Raw genomic sequence first — 19,639 nt, forward strand, 5'->3', positions numbered from 1 at the left:
TGCGCGCAGGGTCGGCTCAGCCGACGTCCGTGCCTGGCTCGGGCAGCTCCGGCCGCCCGGCCGCGAGCCGGTTTCCGATGTCCCGCAGCCCCGCGAGGTCGTGCACATCGCCGGGCAGCGCGGCCACTTCGGCCACCGCCACCTCGGGGTGGAGCGCGGTGAAGCGGTCACGCGTGCGCTGCTCGCGGGAGAGCAGTTGCATACGGTCCGCATGCAGCCTCAGCAGGCCTGCGGTGAGCTGGTCGACGGTGCGCTCCGGGTCGACGGGGGAGTCCGACTCGGAAGCGGGAGATTCTGAACTGTCGTACGTGTCGGGAGAGTTACGAAGTCCAGCTTTCCCGCCCTCCTGATCGACAATGCGGGGCTCTTCAAGATTTTCCGCGGCGGCGAGCGCCCGCTCGGCCGAGAGCCGGTCGGCGCCGCTGCCGTGGACCCTGTTGAGCACCAGGCCGGCCAGCGGCATGCTCTCGGCGGCCAGCCGCTCCACGAAGTACGCGGCCTCGCGCAGCGCGTCCCGCTCCGGGGCCGCGACCACCAGGAACGCCGTCCCGGGCGCCTGGAGCAGCTTGTACGTCGCGTCCGCGCGCGTGCGGAACCCGCCGAAGGTCGTGTCCATCGCGGACACGAACGTCTGGACGTCCTTGAGGAGTTGACCGCCCAGCAGCTTGCCGAGGGTGCCGGTCATCATCGACATCCCGACGTTCAGGAACTTCATCCCCGCCCGTCCGCCGAGCTTGGCCGGGGCGGTGAGCAGCCGGATGAGCCTTCCGTCGAGGAACGAGCCCAGCCGCTTCGGCGCGTCCAGGAAGTCGAGGGCGGAACGGGAGGGAGGGGTGTCGACGACGATCAGGTCCCACTCGTCCCGGGCCCGCAGCTGCCCGAGCTTCTCCATCGCCATGTACTCCTGCGTGCCCGCGAAGCCCGCAGAGAGCGACTGGTAGAAGGGGTTGTTCAGGATCGCGGCCGCCCGCTCGCGGTCCGCATGCGCCTCGACGATCTCGTCGAAGGTGCGCTTCATGTCGAGCATCATCGCGTGCAACTCGCCGCTCGCCGAGTCGTCGAGACCCTTCACCCGCCGCGGGACGTTGTCCAGCGAGTCGATGCCCATCGACTGGGCGAGCCTGCGGGCCGGGTCGATGGTGAGGACGACGACCTTGCGGCCCCGCTCGGCGGCGCGCAGGCCGAGCGCCGCCGCCGTCGTGGTCTTGCCGACACCTCCCGAACCGCAGCACACCACGATGCGGGTGCCGGGATCGTCGATCAGCGGATCGAGGTCGAGCACGGGGGCGGGGGAGAGACGGTGGTGCCGGTCGTGCGCGTGGGCGTCCGGGCTCATGACATCCCCTGCTTCCGCAGCTCGGTGGCCAGTTCGTACAGACCCGCCAGGTCCATGCCCTCGGTCAGCAAGGGCAGTTCGTGCAGCGGCAGCCCCAGCTCGCCGAGGACCGAGCGCTGTTCGTGCTCCAGTTCGTACCGCTCGGCGTACTCCTCGGCCTGCTGGATCAGCGGGTCGACCAGCTTCTCGGCGTTGCCACCGCGGCGGGCGCCGCCGAGTCCGGCCGAGGACAGCGCCTTCGCCACGGCTGAACGCTGTGTGGTCCGTACGAGTTCCAGATCGGTGCCGTCCAACACCTCCGGGCGCACCATGTTCACGACGATCCGGCCCACCGGGAGCTGGGCAGCCCTGAGCTCGGCGATGCCGTCCGCGGTCTCCTGGACGGGCATCTCCTCCAGGAGCGTCACCAGGTGGACGGCCGTCTCCTTGGACTTCAGCACCCGCATCACGGCCTGTGCCTGATTGTGTATCGGGCCGATCTTGGCGAGTCCCGCGACCTCGTCGTTGACGTTCAGGAAGCGGGTGATACGGCCGGTGGGGGGCGCGTCCATCACGACGTAGTCGTAGACGAAGCGACCGGACTTGTCCTTGCGGCGGACCGCCTCGCACGCCTTGCCCGTCAGGAGGACGTCTCTGAGCCCGGGCGCGATGGTGGTCGCGAAGTCGATCGCGCCGAGCTTCTTGAGGGCTCTGCCCGCACCGCCGAGTTTGTAGAACATCTGGAGGTAGTCCAGAAGGGCCAGTTCGGGGTCGATGGCCAGTGCGTACACCTCCCCGCCCCCCGGAGCGACGGCGATCTTCCGCTCCTCGTAGGGCAGCGCCTCCGTTTCGAAGAGCTGCGCGATTCCCTGGCGACCCTCCACCTCGACGAGAAGCGTGCGCTTCCCCTCGGTGGCGAGGGCCAACGCGAGGGCTGCGGCGACCGTGGTCTTTCCGGTCCCGCCCTTGCCGCTGACGACCTGGAGCCTGCTCACGTATTCGAGCGTAACCAGTCGGCGGCGAACCTAAGCAGGAGGCTGTGGATAACGCGGGTGCGGACTGTGGGTCGGGGGAGGCCGGAGCGCGGGGTGCGGAGCGGCTCAGAGCCCGGGGTGAGCAGCGGCTAAAGTCGGCCGCATGACCAAGAAGTGGGAATACGCGACCGTGCCGCTGCTCGTCCACGCCACGAAGCAGATTCTGGACACCTGGGGCGAGGACGGGTGGGAGCTCGTGCAGGTCGTGCCCGGGCCGAACAACCCCGAGCAGCTGGTGGCGTACCTGAAGCGGGAGAAGGCGGCGTGAGCGGGGCGGTCGAGGCGCGGCTCGCGGAGCTCGGGCTGACGTTGCCGGAGGTCGTGCCGCCGCTGGCCGCGTATCAGCCGGCCGTGCAGTCGGGGGTGTACGTGTACACCTCCGGTCAGCTGCCCATGGTCGACGGGAAGCTTCCGGTGACCGGGAAGGTGGGGGCGGAGGTCACGGCCGAGGAGGCGAAGGCGCTGGCGCGGACGTGTGCGTTGAATGCCTTGGCGGCGGTGAAGTCCGTGGCGGGTGACCTGGACCGGATCGCGCGTGTGGTGAAGGTCGTGGGGTTCGTGGCGTCGGCCTCGGACTTCACGGGGCAGCCGGGTGTGATCAACGGGGCGAGCGAGCTGTTGGGCGAGGTCCTCGGCGAGGCCGGTGTGCATGCGCGGAGTGCGGTGGGAGTGGCTGTGCTGCCGCTGGACGCGCCGGTCGAGGTCGAGGTGCAGGTGGAGCTGACTTCGGCGTGAGGTCCTCCGGTGGGGGCGGGCCCCGCGCCCTTGAAATGCCTGCGGCGCAGCTGCGGGTTCGGTGGGGGCGTGCGTAGCGCATCGGCCCTGGTGGTGGGGTCGGGGCCGGGGTGGGGGGTGTCCGTCCTCGGTCCGGCGGTTGCTGTCTATTGAGCAGGGCCCGGTAACGGACGCCGGCCGCTGCGGGCGGACACCCCCCACCCCGTCCCCTGCGCGCCGTACGCGGCTTGCGGCCCGTCGTGGGCGCGCGGTCCGGCCACCGGCTCGTGGTGCCGCGCGGTCCGGAGAACGGCTCGTGGTGCCGCGCGGTCCGGGCGAACGGCCCGTCCTGGCGCCGGGTCACTGCACCTCCCCAGGGGCGCGGGGAACTGCGCGACAAGCCACGACGCACCCGCACCCGCCCGACCACCTGGCCCGGCACCCCCATACGCGCCCCGCTCCAGCCCAGCGCAGCTGATCGCTCTCGAACATCTGCTCTTCAGGAGTTAGCCTCCGGCCATGGCAAACGGGCAGTGGTACCCAGCGGAATGGCCGGACCGTATCCGTGCGCTCGCGGACGGCTCGCTCGAGCCGGCCGTGCCCAGACGCGCTGCCACCGTGATGCTGCTGAAGGACGGGCCGGCCGGGACGGTCGTGCACATGTTGCGCAGGCGGGCGTCGATGGCGTTCGCGGGAGGGGCGTACGCCTATCCCGGGGGTGGTGTCGACCCGCGGGACGACGAGCACCACATCCACTGGGCGGGCCCCACGCGCGCGTGGTGGGCGGACCGGTTCGGGGTGGATGAGACGGCGGCTCAGGCGATCGTGTGCGCGGCCGTGCGGGAGACGTACGAGGAGGCGGGCGTCCTGCTCGCCGGGCCGACGGCCGAGTCGGTGATCGGTGACACCACGGGCGCGGAGTGGGAGGCCGACCGTGCTGCCCTCGTCGCGCGGGATCTCTCCTTCGCGGAGTTCCTGGAACGCCGGGGGCTCGTGCTGCGATCCGATCTGCTCGGGGCCTGGACGCGCTGGATCACTCCCGAGTTCGAGCCCCGTCGCTACGACACGTGGTTCTTCGTCGCCGCCCTCCCGCAGGGACAGCGCACCCGCAACGCCTCCACCGAGGCCGACCGTACGGTGTGGATCCGGCCCCAGGACGCGGCGGACGGCTACGACAAGGGCGAGTTGCTGATGATGCCGCCCACCATCGCCACGCTGCGGCAGATCGCCGCGTACGGCAGTGCCGCCGAGGCGCTCGCCGCCGCTCCCGGGCGGGATCTGACGCCCGTGCTCGCGCAGGCCCGGCTGGTGGACGGCGAGATCGTGCTCTCCTGGCCGGGCCACGACGAGTTCACCAAACACATCCCGACCGGTGGAGCCCCCGCATGACCGACGCCGCAGCCCTGCCCGGCCAGCCACGGGGCGGGGTCCTCTCGGGCCCCGCCACCGAGCGAGCCGTCAACGTCCTCGCGCCCAACGCCTCCGCGATGACCCTGGACGGGACCAACACCTGGATCCTGTCGGAGCCGGACTCGGAGCTGGCGGTCGTCGTCGACCCGGGCCCGCTCGACGAGGGGCATCTGCGTGCCGTCCTCGACACCGCCGAGGCCGCCGGAAAGCGCGTCGCGCTCACGCTGCTCACCCACGGACACCCCGACCACGCCGAGGGCGCCGTCCGTTTCGCCGGGCTGACCGGCACCAAGGTGCGGGCCCTCGACCCGGCCCTGCGGCTGGGGGAGGAGGGGCTGGGCGCCGGGGACGTGGTGCGGGTGGGTGGCCTCGAGCTCAGGGTCGTGCCCACTCCCGGGCACACCGCCGACTCGCTGTGCTTCCATCTCCCGGCCGATCGGGCCGTCCTGACCGGTGACACCATCCTGGGGCGCGGTACGACGGTCGTGGCCCACCCCGACGGCCGCCTGGGCGACTACCTGGACTCCCTGCGGCGGCTGAGGTCCCTGACGGTCGACGACGGCGTCCACACCGTCCTGCCGGGTCACGGGCCCGTCCTGGAGGACGCCCAGGGTGCCGTCGAGTTCTATCTCGCGCACCGCGCCCACCGGCTCGCCCAGGTCGAGACGGCCGTGGAGGACGGATACCGGACGCCCGGTGCCGTCGTAGAACACGTGTACGCGGATGTGGACCGGTCGCTCTGGCCCGCCGCCGAGCTGTCGGTGCGGGCCCAGATGGAGTACCTGGAGGAGCACGGGCTCATCTAGGGGTCTTCGTGCCGTGCACGCGCGCGTACTCCTGCGCCAGCCAGGGGCCCAGATCGTCGACGTACGTCCGCAGCACGGCCGTGTCGGCGGTCGGGGCGTGGCCCAAGGCCGCCGCGGTACGGAGCTGCTCGGCGCGCTGCGGGTAGTACGCGCCGAAGACCTCTGCCATGTCGGCGAGGTCGCTCGTCCAGCCGTTCCAGCGGGGCATGACCAGGGTGAACGCGGTCCGGACCAGGTGCCGGGACATGAAGCGGACGAGACGGGTCCGGGTCTCGTCCGAGTCCGCCGTCTCGATCCGTTCACGCCAGCGGGGGAGCAGGACGGCGAGGTCGCCGTTCGTCTCGCGGGCCAGGAGGGAGTCCGGGCGGTAGCGGGGGAGGTACTCCGCCAGGTCGTCGCCGAGCAGCGGGGTGCACAGACAGGCCACGAACCAGCCCAGGTCGTGCCGTTCCGTCTCGCTCAGCAGGAGATCGCGGCTGTACAGCAGCGTTCCGACGCCGTCGATCTGCGCGAACTCCTTGTCGAGCGCCTCCCCGAGCTGCCGTACGCCCTCCCGGTCCGCGTCGGCCGGCTCGTCCCGCAGGGCGAGCAGGAGGTCGAGGTCGCTGCGGCCCACGCGCGCGGTGCCGCGCGGAACGGAGCCGTACAGGTAGGCGCTGTGCAGCCTAGGCCCGAACAGGTCCAGCACCCGGTCGCGGGCGGCGGCGACGACCGGACGGAAGGGCTGCGGGATCCGCCCCAGGGAGCCCTCGCGCTCGATGTACCCCTGGGCGTCGAGTCCCGTGGGGGCGATGGGGGGAGCTGCTTCGGCGGCCATGGGATCACTGTGCCCGGGCGCGGGTCCGGGAGCAGGTCATTTACGGCCCTGGGCGGGGCGTGTGGGCCCGAACGTGGTCAGGGGGGCGGAAGGGGAGGCGGGGAGGGGCGGGAGGCGCCGCAGGTGGCCAGCCAGCCGTCCTCCTCGACCGGTGGCCCCTGTCCTCGTGCTTGTCGTCCTGGCGGTACGAGAAGGGCCCCACCGTGCGGCGGGGCCCTTCGATGTCGTACGGCGGTCCGCGGTCAGCGTGAGCGCTTGGCGAGCCTCTCGACGTCCAGGAGGATCACCGCGCGGGCCTCCAGGCGCAGCCAGCCGCGCTGGGCGAAGTCCGCGAGGGCCTTGTTGACCGTCTCGCGGGAGGCGCCGACCAGCTGGGCCAGCTCCTCCTGCGTGAGGTCGTGGACGACGTGGATGCCCTCCTCGGACTGCACGCCGAAGCGGCGGGAGAGGTCGAGCAGGGCGCGGGCCACGCGGCCGGGGACGTCCGAGAACACGAGGTCGGACATCGCGTCGTTGGTGCGGCGCAGGCGGCGGGCGACGGCGCGCAGCAGAGCGGTGGCCACCTCGGGGCGGGCGTTCAGCCAGGGCTGGAGGTCGCCGTGGCCGAGACCCAGCAGCTTGACCTCGGTCAGCGCGGTGGCGGTCGCCGTGCGCGGGCCCGGGTCGAACAGGGACAGTTCACCGATGAGCTCGCCGGGGCCGACGACGGCGAGCATGTTCTCGCGGCCGTCGGGGGAGGTGCGGTGGAGCTTGACCTTGCCCTCGGTGACGACGTAGAGCCGGTCGCCCGGGTCGCCCTCGTGGAACAGGGAGTCGCCTCGCGCGAGGGTCACCTCACTCATGGAGGCGCGCAGTTCCGCGGACTGCTCGTCGTCGAGTGCCGCGAAGAGCGGGTTGCGCCGCAGAACGTCGTCCACGAGTTCTCTCCTTGTCGACCTGCTCAGGGGATCTTGTTCCCCTTTGGTACCAGGGGAACCCGGTGCCCATTTTGCCGGACGGTCCAAACAGTGTGATCTGTCACAAGGATGCCGCACACATGTCCCGGGGTAAGCGGCAGGGGTCCAATTGGGGGCCGGTCCTCGGGGTCCGGGGCGGATGTCAGTGCCGGGCCCTAGGCTGGCCGGGTGTCCAAAACGCCGGTGAGAGCACAGGCCAAGGGGGCTGGACGGGTGGTTGCACGTCGAGATTCCGCTGTGGGCGAACAGGGCGCCGGGGGCGGAAAGAAAACGGCAAAAGCGGCAGGGAAGGCTCCGGTGGAGAAGAGGGCTTCGGCGAACAAGGCGGCGAACAAGGCGGCTCCGGTGCGGAAGACCGCCGCCGTGAAGAAGGCGACCGTCGCGCCCAGGAAGGCGGCGGCTCCGGTGAAGAAGGCCTCGGCCGCGAAGACGGTCGCCGCGAAGGCTCCGGGGCACGAGTCGCGGACCGCCCTCGTCCGCCGCGCCCGGCGCATCAACCGCGAGCTCGCGGAGGTGTTCCCGTACGCCCACCCCGAGTTGGACTTCGAGAACCCCTTCCAGCTGATCGTGGCCACGGTCCTGTCCGCGCAGACCACCGACCTGAGGGTCAATCAGACGACGCCCGCGCTGTTCGCCAAGTACCCGACCCCCGAGGACCTGGCCGCGGCCAACCCCGAGGAGGTCGAGGAGATCCTGCGGCCGACCGGGTTCTTCCGGGCCAAGACCAAGTCGGTGATAGGGCTGTCCAAGGCCCTCGTGGACAACTTCGGCGGTGAGGTCCCGGGGCGGCTCGAAGACCTCGTGACGCTGCCCGGAGTGGGCCGCAAGACCGCCTTCGTCGTCCTCGGCAACGCCTTCGGGCGGCCCGGAATCACCGCCGACACGCACTTCATGCGGCTGGTCAGGCGCTGGCAGTGGACCGCTGAGACCGAACCCGAGAAGATCGAGGCCGCCGTCTCCGCGCTCTTCCCGAAGAGCGACTGGACGGACCTGTCGCACCACGTCATCTGGCACGGCCGCCGCATCTGTCACGCCCGCAAGCCCGCCTGCGGCGCCTGCCCCATCGCCCCGCTCTGCCCGGCCTACGGCGAGGGCGAGACGGACCCCGAGAAGGCGAAGAAGCTCCTCAAGTACGAGAAGGGCGGCTTCCCGGGGCAGCGGCTGAACCCACCGCAGGCCTACCTGGACGCGGGCGGCAAGGCCGCACCGCCGCTGGGGGCCGGCGAGTGAGGGTGCGGGCGGTGCTGCCGGGAGGACCTGCGGGGGTCGGCCTGCCGTACCGGCCCGTCCGGGCGGAACGATCTAGGGCCGCTCGGGCGTTGAGCAGTGCAGGACGACGGGGGTGGCGATGACACGGGCGAGCCGTACGAAGGGCGTGACGCTCAGCAAGGACGGCCTGCCGAGCTGGCTGGACCCGGTGGTGCACGCCGTGGAGACGGTCGAGCCGCGCCAGCTGAGCCGCTTCCTGCCGCCGGCGGACGGCGCGGGGCGGCAGTCGGCCGTGCTGGTCCTGTTCGGCGAGGGCGAGCGCGGGCCCGAGCTGCTGCTCATGGAGCGGGCGAGCTCGCTCAGGTCGCACGCCGGGCAGCCGTCCTTCCCCGGCGGTGCCCTCGACCCGGAGGACGGCGATCCGCAGGGCGACGGGCCGCTCAGGGCCGCCCTGCGCGAGGCCGAGGAGGAGACCGGCCTCGACCCGTCGGGCGTCCAGCTCTTCGGCGCGCTGCCCAAGCTGTACATCCCGGTCAGCGGCTTCGTGGTCACCCCGGTGATGGGCTGGTGGCGCGAGCCGACCCCGGTCGGGGTCGTCGACCCCAACGAGACCGCCCGCGTCTTCACGGTCCCCGTGGCGGATCTCACGGACCCCGACAACCGTGCGACGACCGTCCACCCCAGCGGCCACCGAGGTCCGGCATTTCTGGTCGAATCCGCCCTGGTCTGGGGCTTCACCGCCGGAATCATCGACCGGATCCTGCACTTCGCGGGCTGGGAGCGGGCCTGGGACCGGGAGAAGCAGGTCCCGCTCGACTGGCGCGCATGACAGGGTGGCGTCCGTGGTGTGTCTTCCCGGGGAGCCCGGTTTCCGATGGCCGCTTCGCGGCGGGCCGTACCTCCGGCCGACCTGTGGTGAACGCGAAGTGATGAGGCGAGGCTCGAACCGGTGAACGTGCTGGACATCCTGTTGCTGGTCGCCGCCGTGTGGTTCGCGATCGTCGGCTACCGCCAGGGCTTCGTCGTCGGCATCCTGTCGGTGATCGGTTTCCTGGGCGGCGGCCTCGTCGCCGTCTACACCCTTCCCGTCATCTGGGACGCGCTGACCGACCACGCGGAGGTCGGCACGGTCGCCGCCGTGGTCGGAGTGGTCGTCGTCATCGTCTGCGCCTCCGTCGGCCAGGCCCTGACCACGCACCTCGGCAACAAGCTGCGCCGGTACATCACCTGGTCCCCGGCCCGCGCCGTGGACGCGACCGGCGGCGCCCTAGTCAACGTCGTCGCGATGCTCCTGGTGGCCTGGCTGATCGGTGCCACCCTCGCGCAGACCACGATGCCGACGGTCGGCAAGGAGGTCCGCGGTTCCAAGGTGCTCCTCGGCGTGCAGGAGGCGCTGCCCTCCGGCGCCGACACCTGGTTCAGGGACTTCACCTCGGTCCTCGCGCAGAACGGCTTCCCGCAGGTCTTCAGCCCGTTCTCCGACGAGCCCATCAAGGAGGTCCAGCCGCCCGATCCCAAGCTCGCGAACAGCGTCGTCGCGGCCCGCGCCCAGCGCTCCATCGTCAAGGTCATGGGCACCGCGCAGAGTTGCGGCAAGGTCCTGGAGGGCAGCGGCTTCGTCTTCGGTGACCGCCGCGTCATGACCAACGCGCATGTCGTCGGTGGCGTCGACGAGCCCACGGTCCAGATAGGCGGTGAGGGCCGCAAGTACGACGCCACGGTCGTCCTCTACGACTGGGAGCGCGACATCGCCGTCCTGGACGTGCCCGATCTGGACGCGCCCGCGCTGCAGTTCACGTCCGAGGACGCGGCCAGCGGGGACGACGCGATCGTCGCGGGCTTCCCGGAGAACGGCTCGTACGACGTCCGCTCCGCGCGCGTGCGCGGGCGCATCGACGCCCACGGACCGGACATCTACCACCGCGGCACCGTCAGCCGCGATGTCTACTCCCTCTACGCGACCGTCCGCCAGGGCAACTCCGGCGGTCCGCTGCTCACCCCGGAGGGCAAGGTGTACGGCGTGGTCTTCGCGAAGTCGCTCGACGACCCCGACACCGGCTACGCGCTCACCGTGGACGAGATCCAGGACGACATCGCTACGGGTCGCACCGCGAACCAGCAGGTGGACAGCGACAGCTGCGCGCTGTGAGAGGTGTCAGAAGGCGGGTGCGTCAGCCTCGAGGGTGACGCAGCCGTACCGAGACCCAGCGGGCCCGGCGGCGCAGGATGCGCGGAATGCCCACCCTCAGGTCCGTGCCGCCCGGCAATTGCGGGGCACCGCCCTGATGGTGTGAGCTCAGGGCAGCCCCCGAGCGCCGATTGCGTGCTGCGTCACTGTAGTCGTGCGTCCAGCCCATACCCGGACGTGTGCCCCTGCCCCAAGGTCGATAACCGCCCCCACGCCCCCCAATTGGCCTATGCGCCGGGCAAGTGGCCGTTCGGTCACCGATCGGGTTCGGGGTCCTTCAACCAATTGATCAGTTCTGTTGAGAAGGCGACCGGATCCTCCTCGTGCGGGAAGTGCCCCAGACCGTCGAACAGCCTCCAGCGGTACGGCGCTTCGACGTACTCTCCGGATCCCGCGGCGCTGCGCGTCCGCATCACCGGGTCGAGCGAGCCGTGCAGATGGAGGGTCGGCACCCGGACGGGCCGCTTCATGCGCCGGTTGAACTGGATGCCGTCGGGACGCGCCAGGGAGCGCACCATCCAGCGGTACGGCTCGATGGAGCAGTGCGCGGTCGAGGGGATGCAGATCGCCCTGCGGTACGTCTCCACCGCCGTGTCGTCCGGCAGCCGCGGGCCGGACCAGTCCCGGATCAGCTCGGCGACCAGCGCGCCGTCGTCCGCGGTCAGCTGCCGCTCGGGGATCCAGGGCCGCTGGAACCCCCAGATGTAGGAACCGGCGCGCGTCTGCTTGACGTCCGAGAGCATCGCCGAGCGCCAGCGCCGGGGGTGCGGCATCGAGGCGACCGCGAGGCGCCGTACGAGCTTGGGACGCATCGCGGCCGCCGTCCACGCCAGGTATCCGCCGAGGTCGTGGCCGACCAGCGCGGCGTCCGGCTCGCCGAGGGAGCGGATCACGCCGGTGACGTCGAGGGCGAGGTTGGCGGGGTCGTAGCCGCGCGGGGTGCGGTCGCTGCCGCCGACGCCGCGCAGGTCCATGGCCACGGCCCGGAATCCGGCGTCGGCGAGCGCCTCCAGCTGGTGGCGCCAGGTCCACCAGAACTGGGGGAAGCCGTGCAGGAACATCACGAGCGGTCCGTCGCCCATTTCGGCGATGTGGAAGCGCGCGCCGTTGGCGGCCACGTCCCGGTGCGTCCAGGGACCGTCGGGCCGCACGAGAGAGGCGGGCTGCTGCGCCGAAGGGGTGGCGGGATCGCTCATGACGACGAGCGTGCCACAGCCTCGATGGCCTTGGTCTCCCGGACTCGCTCCTCCAGGATCTTGTTGTCGTTGGCGGGCCGCGGGTGCGGCTTGGCGTTCTGCAGCACGCCGGCCGTCTCCTTCATCGAGGCGGCGACCTTCTGCGGACCCTTGCTCTTCTGCGCCTTCTTCGCGAAGACGACGCCGATCAGCGCGAGGACGAGCGCGACGAGGACGTTGGCGGCGAAGGACAGCAGGAAGCAGACCGCGAGGTTCCAGTCGCTCCAGGTCCGGATGCCGTACGCCAGCGCGAAGTTGAGCATCGGCAGGGAGAACAGCAGGACCCCGCCGGCCACGCTGAACGCGCCGCCGCTCATCGCGCCCCGCTTGACGTCCTGCTTGAGCTGCGCCTTCGCCAGCGCGATCTCGTCGTGCACCAGTGCCGACATCTCGGTCGTCGCCGAGGCGAACAGCTGGCCGATGCTGCGTTCGGCGCCGACCGGGCTGCCGTCGGGTGCGCTCATCGCGATCTCCCTCTTCACTGGGACTCTCAAGTGAAACTCTTTGTGAGCCGTGTCTTTTGTACCGTCCCGTCAGATCATGCCCGACGGTCGTCCTCCTCGCCTGCCCCGCCCGCCACTTCGGCAAGCCGCTCGGCGGTCTTGAGCTCGGCGATGCGGCGGTGCTCGGCGGCCTTGCGCTCGTGGATGGCCGCCATGCGCAGGTGGTACGCCGGCTCGTCCTCCTCGTAGATGTCCGGGATGCCGTCGAGGTCCTCGTCGCGCTCCTCGGCCTCGTACAGCCGGCGGTACTTGGCGTTGCGGAGCTTCAGCAGCACGGTCGCGAGGGTCGCCGCGGTGAGCGAACCGAGGAGTACGGCAGCCTTGACCTCGTCGGTCAGTCGCGCGTCGCCGTCGAAGGCGAGCTCCCCGATGAGCAGGGACACGGTGAAGCCGATGCCGGCCAGGGTCGCCACCGCGAACACGTCGGCCCACTCGAGGTCGTCGCTGAGCGAGGCCCGGGTGAAACGGGCCGTCAGCCAGGTCCCGCCGAAGATGCCGACCGCCTTGCCGAGGACCAGCCCGAGCACCACGCCGAGCGTCTCCGGCTGGGTGAACACGTCGCCGAGCGCGCCGCCGGAGACGGAGACGCCGGCGCTGAAGAGGGCGAACAGCGGGACGGCCAGGCCCGCCGAGAGCGGTCGTACGAGATGCTCGATCTGCTGGCCCGGAGAGTGCTTCTCGTCCTCTCGTGTGGTGCAGCGCAGCATCAGGCCCATCGCGACACCCGCGATGGTGGCGTGCACCCCGCTGTTGTACATCAGCGCCCAGATCACCAGCGCGAGCGGGACATAGACGTACCACCCGCGCACGCCCTTGCGCAGCAGCAGCCAGAAGACCGCGAGGCCGACGGCCGCCCCGCCGAGCGCGGCGAGGTTGATGTCGGCGGTGAAGAAGACCGCGATGATCAGGATCGCGAAGAGGTCGTCGACGACGGCGAGGGTGAGCAGGAAGGCGCGCAGCGCGCTCGGCAGCCAGGTGCCGATGACGGCGAGCACGGCGAGCGCGAAGGCGATGTCGGTGGCGGTGGGCACGGCCCAGCCGCTCAGGGAGCCGCCGCCGGTGACGTTGGTGAGCGTGTAGACGAGCGCCGGTACGGCCATCCCGCACAGGGCCGCGACCACGGGCAGCGCGGCCGCCCTGGGGTCCTTCAGGTCACCGGCGACCAGCTCGCGCTTGAGCTCGATGCCGGCCACGAAGAAGAAGATCGCGAGGAGTCCGTCGGCGGCCCAGTGTTCGATCGACAGGTCCAGGCCGAGGGCGGCGGGGCCGAGGTGGTAGTCACTGACGGACTCGTAACTGGCGTGCAGTGCGGGGACGTTCGCCCAGATCAGCGCGGCGACCGCGGCGACGAGCAGCAGCACACCGCCGACCGTCTCGGTGCGTAGGGCGTCCGCGACGTAGGTCCGCTCGGGAAGGGAGAGGCGTCCGAGGACCTTACGGGTGGGCGCGGGCATCGGGGGGACCTCCGGTGGGTGGGCAGGACAGTGCTGCTTGCCGACCAGACTTCCCGGCTCACCTTGAGGGTCACGCTGCTTTGTTTAGTTTACCTAAAAGGGGCGCCCGGCGCGCCGGACGCCCCTTTTAGGCGGTACGTCAGTCCTCGCTGGGCGCGGCCGGCAGCTTGGCCTGGATGAGGTCCATGACCGTGGAGTCCGTCAGCGTGGTGACGTCACCGAGCTGGCGGTTCTCGGCCACGTCCCGCAGCAGGCGGCGCATGATCTTGCCGGAGCGGGTCTTCGGCAGCTCCTGCACCGGCAGGATCCGCTTCGGCTTGGCGATCGGGCCGAGGGTGGCGCCGACGTGGTTGCGCAGGTCGGCGACGAGGCCCTCGTCCTCGGCGTTCGCCGTGCCGCGCAGGATCACGAAGGCGACGATGGCCTGGCCGGTGGTCTCGTCGGCTGCACCGACCACGGCCGCCTCGGCGACCGACGGGTGGGAGACGAGCGCCGACTCGACCTCGGTGGTGGAGATGTTGTGGCCGGAGACCAGCATGACGTCGTCGACCCGGCCCAGCAGCCAGATGTCGCCGTCGTCGTCCTTCTTCGCTCCGTCACCGGCGAAGTACTTGCCCTCGAAGCGCGACCAGTAGGTGTCGAGGAACCGCTGGTCGTCGCCCCAGATGGTGCGCAGCATGGACGGCCACGGCTCGGTCAGGACCAGGTAGCCGCCCCCGCCGTTCGGGACCTCGTTCGCCTCGTCGTCCACCACGGTGGCCGAGATGCCGGGCAGCGGGGTCTGTGCGGAGCCGGGCTTGGTCGCGGTCACGCCCGGCAGCGGGGAGATCATCATCGCGCCGGTCTCGGTCTGCCACCAGGTGTCCACGATCGGCGTCAGGTCCGCGCCGATGTGCTTGCGGTACCAGATCCACGCCTCGGGGTTGATCGGCTCACCGACGGAGCCGAGGACGCGCAGGCTGGACAGGTCGAACTTCGCGGGGATGTCGTCGCCCCACTTCATGAACGTACGAATGGCGGTGGGTGCCGTGTACAGGATCGTCACCCCGTACTTCTGGACGATCTCCCAGAAGCGGCCCTGGTGCGGGGTGTCCGGGGTGCCCTCGTACATGACCTGGGTGGCGCCGTTGGCGAGCGGGCCGTAGACGATGTACGAGTGCCCGGTCACCCAGCCGACGTCGGCCGTGCACCAGTAGACGTCGGTCTCCGGCTTGAGGTCGAAGACGGCGTGGTGGGTGTAGGCGGCCTGGGTGAGGTAGCCGCCGGAGGTGTGCAGGATGCCCTTGGGCTTACCCGTCGTGCCGGACGTGTACAGGATGAACAGCGGCTGCTCGGCGCCGAAGGCCTCGGGGGTGTGCTCGGCGGACTGCCGCTCGACGATCTCGTGCCACCACACGTCCCGGCTGTCGTTCCAGGCGACCTCCTGGCCGGTACGGCGGACCACGAGCACATGCTCGACGTTGCCCGCCTTGTCGGCGGCCTCGTCGACGGCGGGCTTGAGCGCGGACGGCTTGCCGCGCCGGTAGCCGCCGTCGGAGGTGATGACGACCTTGGCGTCGGCGTCCTGGATGCGGGTCGCGAGCGCGTCGGCCGAGAAGCCGCCGAAGACCACGGAGTGCGCGGCGCCGATCCGGGCGCACGCGAGCATCGCGACAGCGGTCTCGGGGATCATCGGCATGTAGACGGCGACCCGGTCGCCCTTCCCGACCCCCAGTTCCAGCAGGGCGTTCGCGGCCTTGGAGACCTCGTCCTTGAGCTCGGCGTAGGTGATCGCGCGGCTGTCGCCGGGCTCGCCCTCGAAGTGGATGGCGACCCGGTCGCCGTTGCCCGCCTCGACATGCCGGTCGACGCAGTTGTACGCCACATTGAGCTCGCCGTCCTGGAACCACTTGGCGAACGGCGGGTTCGACCAGTCCAGTGTCTCGGTCGGCTCCTTGGCCCAGCTCAGCCGGCGGGCCTGTGCGGCCCAGAAACCCAGCCGGTCAGCCTTGGCCTGCTCATACGCCTCCGCCGTGACGTTGGCGTTCGCGGCCAGGTCGGCGGGGGGTGCGAACCTGCGCTCTTCCTTGAGCAGGTTGGCCAGGCTTTCGTTGCTCACGGCATCTGCCTTTCCCAGGGTGTCCGTTGTGTCCCAAGCCACAGCTCATCAGACCGGGGGTGCGATGACAAGGGTCGACCGGAAATTGGTTTAGACCTGTGGACCCGTCGAGTCCGGCGGCCGGCTCATCCGTACCCACGGACGCCGACCAGGCGAAGTTCAGGGCCTGTAACGCCTTTCACACTCCCGCCCAAGTACGGGTGAAGCGCCATCGACGCATTTCGTGAAGGGAGCCCGAGTGGATGGGATACGGGGCGGGCCGCGGGCGGCGGCTCGCGATCCACAGCTCTTCGAAGAGTTCTACCGGCGCCATGTGGACGCGATGACGTCTTTCGTGGCCCGGCGTGTCGCGGACCCTCACACGGTCGCCGACCTCACGGCCGAGATCTTCCTGGCGGTCCTGGACTCCGCCCACACCTACCGCCCGTCCCGGGGCAGCGAACGGGCCTGGCTCTACGGCATCGCGCGCCACACGGTCGCCGGGGAACGCCGTCGGATCGCCCGCGAGACCGACCGCGCCCGGCGCATCTCGGGCCGCCGGCTGCTGGAACCCGACGACATCGCACGCCTGGAGGACAAGCTCGACGCACAGAGCCCGGGCCGCCGCGCCCTGGCCGCTCTGGAACGGCTCCCCGCGGGGGAGAGAGCCGTCCTGGAACTCGTCGCCGTCGACGAACTGACCGTCGCGGAGGCCGCGGCGGCCCTGGGAATCAGCCAGGTGGCGGCCCGCGTACGGCTGCACAGGGCGCGCAAGTCCCTGCGGGAGCAGGCGGAATCATCGGGCGGGGAGCCGTACGGCACCTCCCTGCCGTACGTCACGGAAGGGACCGGGGGAGCGGCATGACGACTGGGACGACGTTCGAGGACCGACTGCTGGCGGAGCTGCGGGGGGAGATCGAGCGGCGGGAGACCGGGCCGGTGCCCGCTGCGCGGCGCGCTCTGCTCACCGGTCGCCGACTCGCCCTGGCCGCGGGGGTCTGCGCGGCGGCCGGGCTCGCGGTGATGCTGTCGCCGGGCACGCCGGCCCAGTCTCCGGCGTATGCCGTGGAGCGCCACCACGACGGCACCGTCACCCTCACGGTCAAGGACCAGGACATCGACGTGGAGGCGCAGCGTGCGCTGGCGAGGCGGCTGCGCCCGAACGGGATCGCGGTGGAGGTGCAGATCCTCCGGCCCGGCTATGTCTGCGAGGGCGACCTGGTGATCTGGGCGGTCACCCAGCAGGGCGAGAGGGTCCCCCTCACCGCCCTGAAGCTGAACAAGCCGACCACTCTGCACCCGGGCAATGTGCTGGTCTTCGTGAACACCAACGACGGCGAACTGCCGCACAGGGTCGACGTCTACCCGACCGAGGCGGACGTCGAGCCCTGTGTCCCGGTGAAGCCGACGCCGAGCGGGCCGTAGCGAGCGGTGTTCGGCCCCTTCAGGAGGGGGCCGAACACCCCGTGAGGGTCACGCCGGCAGGTCCGCCGCCGCCTCCACGTGCTCGAACAGCCCGTCCCCGTCCGCCCCGGTGAGCAGGTACGCCTGGGCCTCGCCCACATGGAAGTACATCCCCTGCAGTTCCAGCGCCCCCTCCCGCAGGGCCCGGGAGACCGATTCATGGGCGCGCAGATGCTCCAACTGCTGCACCACGTTGGTCAGGCAGAGCTGCTCCACGGCGTCGGCGGGCGCCCGCCCGGCGAGTCCGGCCCAGGGCCGACCGGCGTCGGCCATCCGCTCCAGGCTGGGCAGGCCGTGCCGCAGCCACCGCTTCAGCGGGGTGCGGGCGCCGCCCGGCTCGGAGTTGAGCAGAGCCTGCATGGCCCCGCAGCCGGAGTGCCCGCACACCGTGATGGAGCGCACCTTCAGCACGTCCACCGCGTACTCGATCGCGGCCGCCACCGAGTCGTCCCCGCTCTCCTCGCCGGGCGGCGGGACGAGGTTGCCCACATTGCGCACCACGAAGAGGTCGCCCGGACCGCTGGAGGTGATCATCGAGGTGACCAGCCGGGAGTCGGCGCAGGTGAGGAAGAGCTGGTCCGGCTGCTGGCCCTCACGTGCCAGCCGAGCCAGCTCACCGCGCACGATCGGGGCGGTGTTGCGCTGGAACGCGCTGATGCCACGCGCCAGTTCGTGCCCGCTCGAGCCCGGGGTGGCGAGGGTGCCGCCCGGTGCGCCCGGCTCGCCGGGCACTGGGGTGTCGGCGGCCTCCTGGCCGGTGAGCGGGCGCTCGCACTGGTGGTTGCGCCAGGCCGTCCAGGGGCGGCAGCGGCAGTCGGCCGCGTCGGACGGCTCGGCGATGCGCGTCCCCGGTCTGCGCCCGGTCAGCTCGACGGAACCGCCCTGCGCGGTGTGCGTCTTCTGCCAGTGCTGCAACGACTCGAACGCCGCGTGGTCCATGAACGACCCGTCCAGCTCCACGACGACGGCCGCCCCCTGGGGGACCAGATGCAGGGCCCGGCTGAGGCGGGGCACCGCGAGGAACGTCAACTGCCCACGGACGTGTACGTGATGGATCCCTTCCCTCTCGTCGTGCGTGATGCGGGTGCGGGTGAGGCGGTGCAGGGCGACCCCGACGGCGACGGCGATGCCCAGCGTCACCCCCTCCAGGACGCCGAACACGACGACGCCGAGGGTGGTGACGGCGTAGACCAGCACCTCTCGGTGACGGGTCACCGTGCGGATGTGGTGCAGGGAGACCATCTGGATGCCGACGGCCATCACCAGGGCGGCCAGCGAGGCGAGCGGGATGAACTCGAGGAGGGGGACCATCAGCAGCGCGGCGATCACTACGAGGACGCCGTGCAGCATCGTGGAGTTCCGGCTGACGGCACCCGCCTGGACATTCGCCGAACTCCGCACCGCCACACCGGCGACGGGCAGTCCGCCGAGGGAGCCGGAGACGATGTTGGCGGCGCCCTGCCCGAGCAGTTCGCGGTCCAGGTCGGAGCGGCCGACCCGGGTGTCGTGACCCGGCCCGGAGCTCGCGGCGATCAGGTCGGGGCGGCCCGACGCCAGCTTGTCCACGGCGACCGCGCCGAGCAGCGACTGCACGCTGCACACCAGCGTGGTGGTGAGCACGGCGGCGGCGAGGCCCAGCACGGGACCCTCGGGCAGCCCGGCCAGCGCGTGGCTGCTCCAGGACGGCAGATCGACCCTGGGCACGGTGAGTCCGGCGAGGCAGGCGGCAGCAGTGGCACCGGCGACGGCCACCAGCGCGGCCGGGATCCTGCGCAGGAACTGCCCTGCGCGGCCGGGGACACGCGGCCAGAGGAAGAGCAGCGCCAGGGTCAGCACGCTCACCGAGACAGCGGCGGGCTGAAGGTGCGCCAACTGGGCGGGCAGCGCACGGAGGTTGTCCAGGACGGAGCTCTGGGGGGTGCCGCCGAGGACGATGTGCAGCTGGGCGACCGCGATGGTGACGCCGATGCCGGCGAGCATGCCGTGCACGATCGCGGGGCTGACGGCGAGTGCGGTGCGGGCCACGCGCAGGCAGCCGAGGCCGAGTTGGACCACTCCGGCCAGGACGGTGATGGCGCAGGTGGTCCGCCAGCCGTAGCGGTGGATCAGGTCGGCGGTGACCACGGTGAGTCCGGCGGCGGGTCCGCTGACCTGGAGCGGCGAGCCGCCGAGCCGGCCGGCGACGATTCCTCCGACGGCGGCAGCCACGAGGCCGGCCTGGAGGGGAGCTCCGGTGGCGAGGGCGATGCCCAGGGACAGGGGCAGGGCGATCAGGAAGACCGCGATCGAGGCCGACACGTCGGCGCCCGCGATACGGAAACGGCGGGGCGGGGACGGGGACGGCGGGGGGCTGTGGGGTGGGTGGGCGCGCCTCGTGTGGTGCGAGTCGCTCGGGTCGGTGGCGCGGGTGGGAACACAGGCTGACATTTTTCCCGTCTCCTCCGGGGCAGCGCGGTC

19 protein-coding genes are annotated in these 19,639 nt (G+C 71.3%); 9 read left to right on the forward strand and 10 right to left on the reverse strand.

Going from position 1 to position 19,639, the window contains the following annotated elements:
- Nucleotides 1-16 precede the first annotated feature (16 nt).
- On the reverse strand, nucleotides 17-1,336 hold the full coding sequence (locus IOD14_RS02215) for an ArsA family ATPase (RefSeq protein ID WP_123990775.1): 1,320 nt from the start codon (nucleotides 1,334-1,336) through the stop codon (nucleotides 17-19).
- Nucleotides 1,333-2,310: an ArsA-related P-loop ATPase gene (locus IOD14_RS02220; RefSeq protein ID WP_123990776.1), complete on the reverse strand. Its 978-nt coding sequence runs from the start codon at nucleotides 2,308-2,310 to the stop codon at nucleotides 1,333-1,335. Before IOD14_RS02220 ends, IOD14_RS02215 begins: the two co-directional genes overlap by 4 nt.
- 142 nt (nucleotides 2,311-2,452) lie before the next feature.
- On the opposite strand from IOD14_RS02220, the gene IOD14_RS02225 reads away from it, so the two are divergent.
- The 4 genes from IOD14_RS02225 (at nucleotide 2,453) to IOD14_RS02240 (ending at nucleotide 5,279) form a co-directional block, all read left to right on the forward strand.
- The gene (locus IOD14_RS02225; RefSeq protein WP_007383662.1) at nucleotides 2,453-2,617 is read left to right on the forward strand and encodes a DUF4177 domain-containing protein; all 165 of its coding nucleotides are present in this window, start codon (nucleotides 2,453-2,455) and stop codon (nucleotides 2,615-2,617) included.
- Nucleotides 2,614-3,084 carry a RidA family protein gene (locus IOD14_RS02230; RefSeq protein ID WP_123990777.1) on the forward strand — a complete coding sequence of 157 codons (471 nt, stop codon included), beginning with the start codon at nucleotides 2,614-2,616 and terminating at the stop codon, nucleotides 3,082-3,084. The genes IOD14_RS02225 and IOD14_RS02230 overlap by 4 nt, the downstream gene beginning before the upstream one ends.
- A gap of 498 nt (nucleotides 3,085-3,582) precedes the next feature.
- Entirely contained in the window at nucleotides 3,583-4,452 is an 870-nt protein-coding gene (locus IOD14_RS02235) for an NUDIX hydrolase (protein ID WP_123990778.1), read from the forward strand.
- A complete protein-coding gene (locus tag IOD14_RS02240) occupies nucleotides 4,449-5,279 on the forward strand; it encodes an MBL fold metallo-hydrolase (RefSeq protein ID WP_123990779.1) in 831 nt (276 codons plus the stop codon). Before IOD14_RS02235 ends, IOD14_RS02240 begins: the two co-directional genes overlap by 4 nt.
- Here IOD14_RS02240 and IOD14_RS02245 read toward each other — a convergent pair.
- Entirely contained in the window at nucleotides 5,272-6,096 is an 825-nt protein-coding gene (locus IOD14_RS02245; RefSeq protein WP_212669540.1) for a nucleotidyltransferase, read from the reverse strand. The two genes, IOD14_RS02240 and IOD14_RS02245, sit on opposite strands and share 8 nt — an antisense overlap.
- A gap of 242 nt (nucleotides 6,097-6,338) precedes the next feature.
- Nucleotides 6,339-7,013, reverse strand: coding sequence for a Crp/Fnr family transcriptional regulator (locus tag IOD14_RS02250; RefSeq protein ID WP_015658871.1), 675 nt, complete (start codon nucleotides 7,011-7,013; stop codon nucleotides 6,339-6,341).
- 336 nt (nucleotides 7,014-7,349) lie between these two features.
- Here IOD14_RS02250 and nth point away from each other — a divergent pair, with 336 nt between their 5' ends.
- The 3 genes from nth (at nucleotide 7,350) to IOD14_RS02265 (ending at nucleotide 10,410) form a co-directional block, all read left to right on the forward strand.
- Nucleotides 7,350-8,282 carry an endonuclease III gene (gene nth / locus IOD14_RS02255; protein WP_212669541.1) on the forward strand — a complete coding sequence of 311 codons (933 nt, stop codon included), beginning with the start codon at nucleotides 7,350-7,352 and terminating at the stop codon, nucleotides 8,280-8,282.
- Nucleotides 8,283-8,400: 118 nt separating this feature from the next.
- A complete protein-coding gene (locus tag IOD14_RS02260) occupies nucleotides 8,401-9,090 on the forward strand; it encodes a CoA pyrophosphatase (RefSeq protein ID WP_212673184.1) in 690 nt (229 codons plus the stop codon).
- 120 nt (nucleotides 9,091-9,210) lie between these two features.
- Entirely contained in the window at nucleotides 9,211-10,410 is a 1,200-nt protein-coding gene (locus tag IOD14_RS02265; RefSeq protein WP_123990781.1) for a MarP family serine protease, read from the forward strand.
- Nucleotides 10,411-10,432: 22 nt separating this feature from the next.
- On the opposite strand, the gene IOD14_RS44130 is transcribed toward IOD14_RS02265, so the two are convergent.
- The 5 genes from IOD14_RS44130 to acs form a co-directional block, all read right to left on the reverse strand.
- Nucleotides 10,433-10,618, reverse strand: coding sequence for a hypothetical protein (locus tag IOD14_RS44130; protein ID WP_078959898.1), 186 nt, complete (start codon nucleotides 10,616-10,618; stop codon nucleotides 10,433-10,435).
- A gap of 85 nt (nucleotides 10,619-10,703) precedes the next feature.
- Nucleotides 10,704-11,645: an alpha/beta hydrolase gene (locus IOD14_RS02270; protein WP_123990782.1), complete on the reverse strand. Its 942-nt coding sequence runs from the start codon at nucleotides 11,643-11,645 to the stop codon at nucleotides 10,704-10,706.
- Nucleotides 11,642-12,148: a phage holin family protein gene (locus IOD14_RS02275; RefSeq protein ID WP_123990783.1), complete on the reverse strand. Its 507-nt coding sequence runs from the start codon at nucleotides 12,146-12,148 to the stop codon at nucleotides 11,642-11,644. The genes IOD14_RS02270 and IOD14_RS02275 overlap by 4 nt, the downstream gene beginning before the upstream one ends.
- Nucleotides 12,149-12,222: 74 nt before the next feature.
- Nucleotides 12,223-13,641: a Na+/H+ antiporter NhaA gene (gene nhaA / locus IOD14_RS02280; RefSeq protein WP_123990784.1), complete on the reverse strand. Its 1,419-nt coding sequence runs from the start codon at nucleotides 13,639-13,641 to the stop codon at nucleotides 12,223-12,225.
- 139 nt (nucleotides 13,642-13,780) lie between these two features.
- Nucleotides 13,781-15,739 (reverse strand): acetate--CoA ligase, encoded by a 1,959-nt coding sequence (gene acs / locus IOD14_RS02285; RefSeq protein WP_123990785.1) that lies wholly within the window; start codon nucleotides 15,737-15,739, stop codon nucleotides 13,781-13,783.
- A gap of 238 nt (nucleotides 15,740-15,977) precedes the next feature.
- Between acs and IOD14_RS02290 the strand changes: the two genes are divergently transcribed.
- Nucleotides 15,978-16,583, forward strand: a complete 606-nt coding sequence (locus IOD14_RS02290) for an RNA polymerase sigma factor (protein ID WP_212669542.1) — start codon at nucleotides 15,978-15,980, stop codon at nucleotides 16,581-16,583.
- A complete protein-coding gene (locus IOD14_RS02295; RefSeq protein WP_212669543.1) occupies nucleotides 16,580-17,143 on the forward strand; it encodes a hypothetical protein in 564 nt (187 codons plus the stop codon). Before IOD14_RS02290 ends, IOD14_RS02295 begins: the two co-directional genes overlap by 4 nt.
- A 48-nt stretch (nucleotides 17,144-17,191) precedes the next feature.
- On the opposite strand, the gene IOD14_RS02300 is transcribed toward IOD14_RS02295, so the two are convergent.
- On the reverse strand, nucleotides 17,192-19,609 hold the full coding sequence (locus tag IOD14_RS02300; RefSeq protein WP_212669544.1) for a SulP family inorganic anion transporter: 2,418 nt from the start codon (nucleotides 19,607-19,609) through the stop codon (nucleotides 17,192-17,194).
- Nucleotides 19,610-19,639: the final 30 nt, after the last annotated feature.

The sequence above is a fragment of the Streptomyces sp. A2-16 genome (assembly GCF_018128905.1).
Taxonomy (GTDB): Bacteria; Actinomycetota; Actinomycetes; order Streptomycetales; family Streptomycetaceae; genus Streptomyces.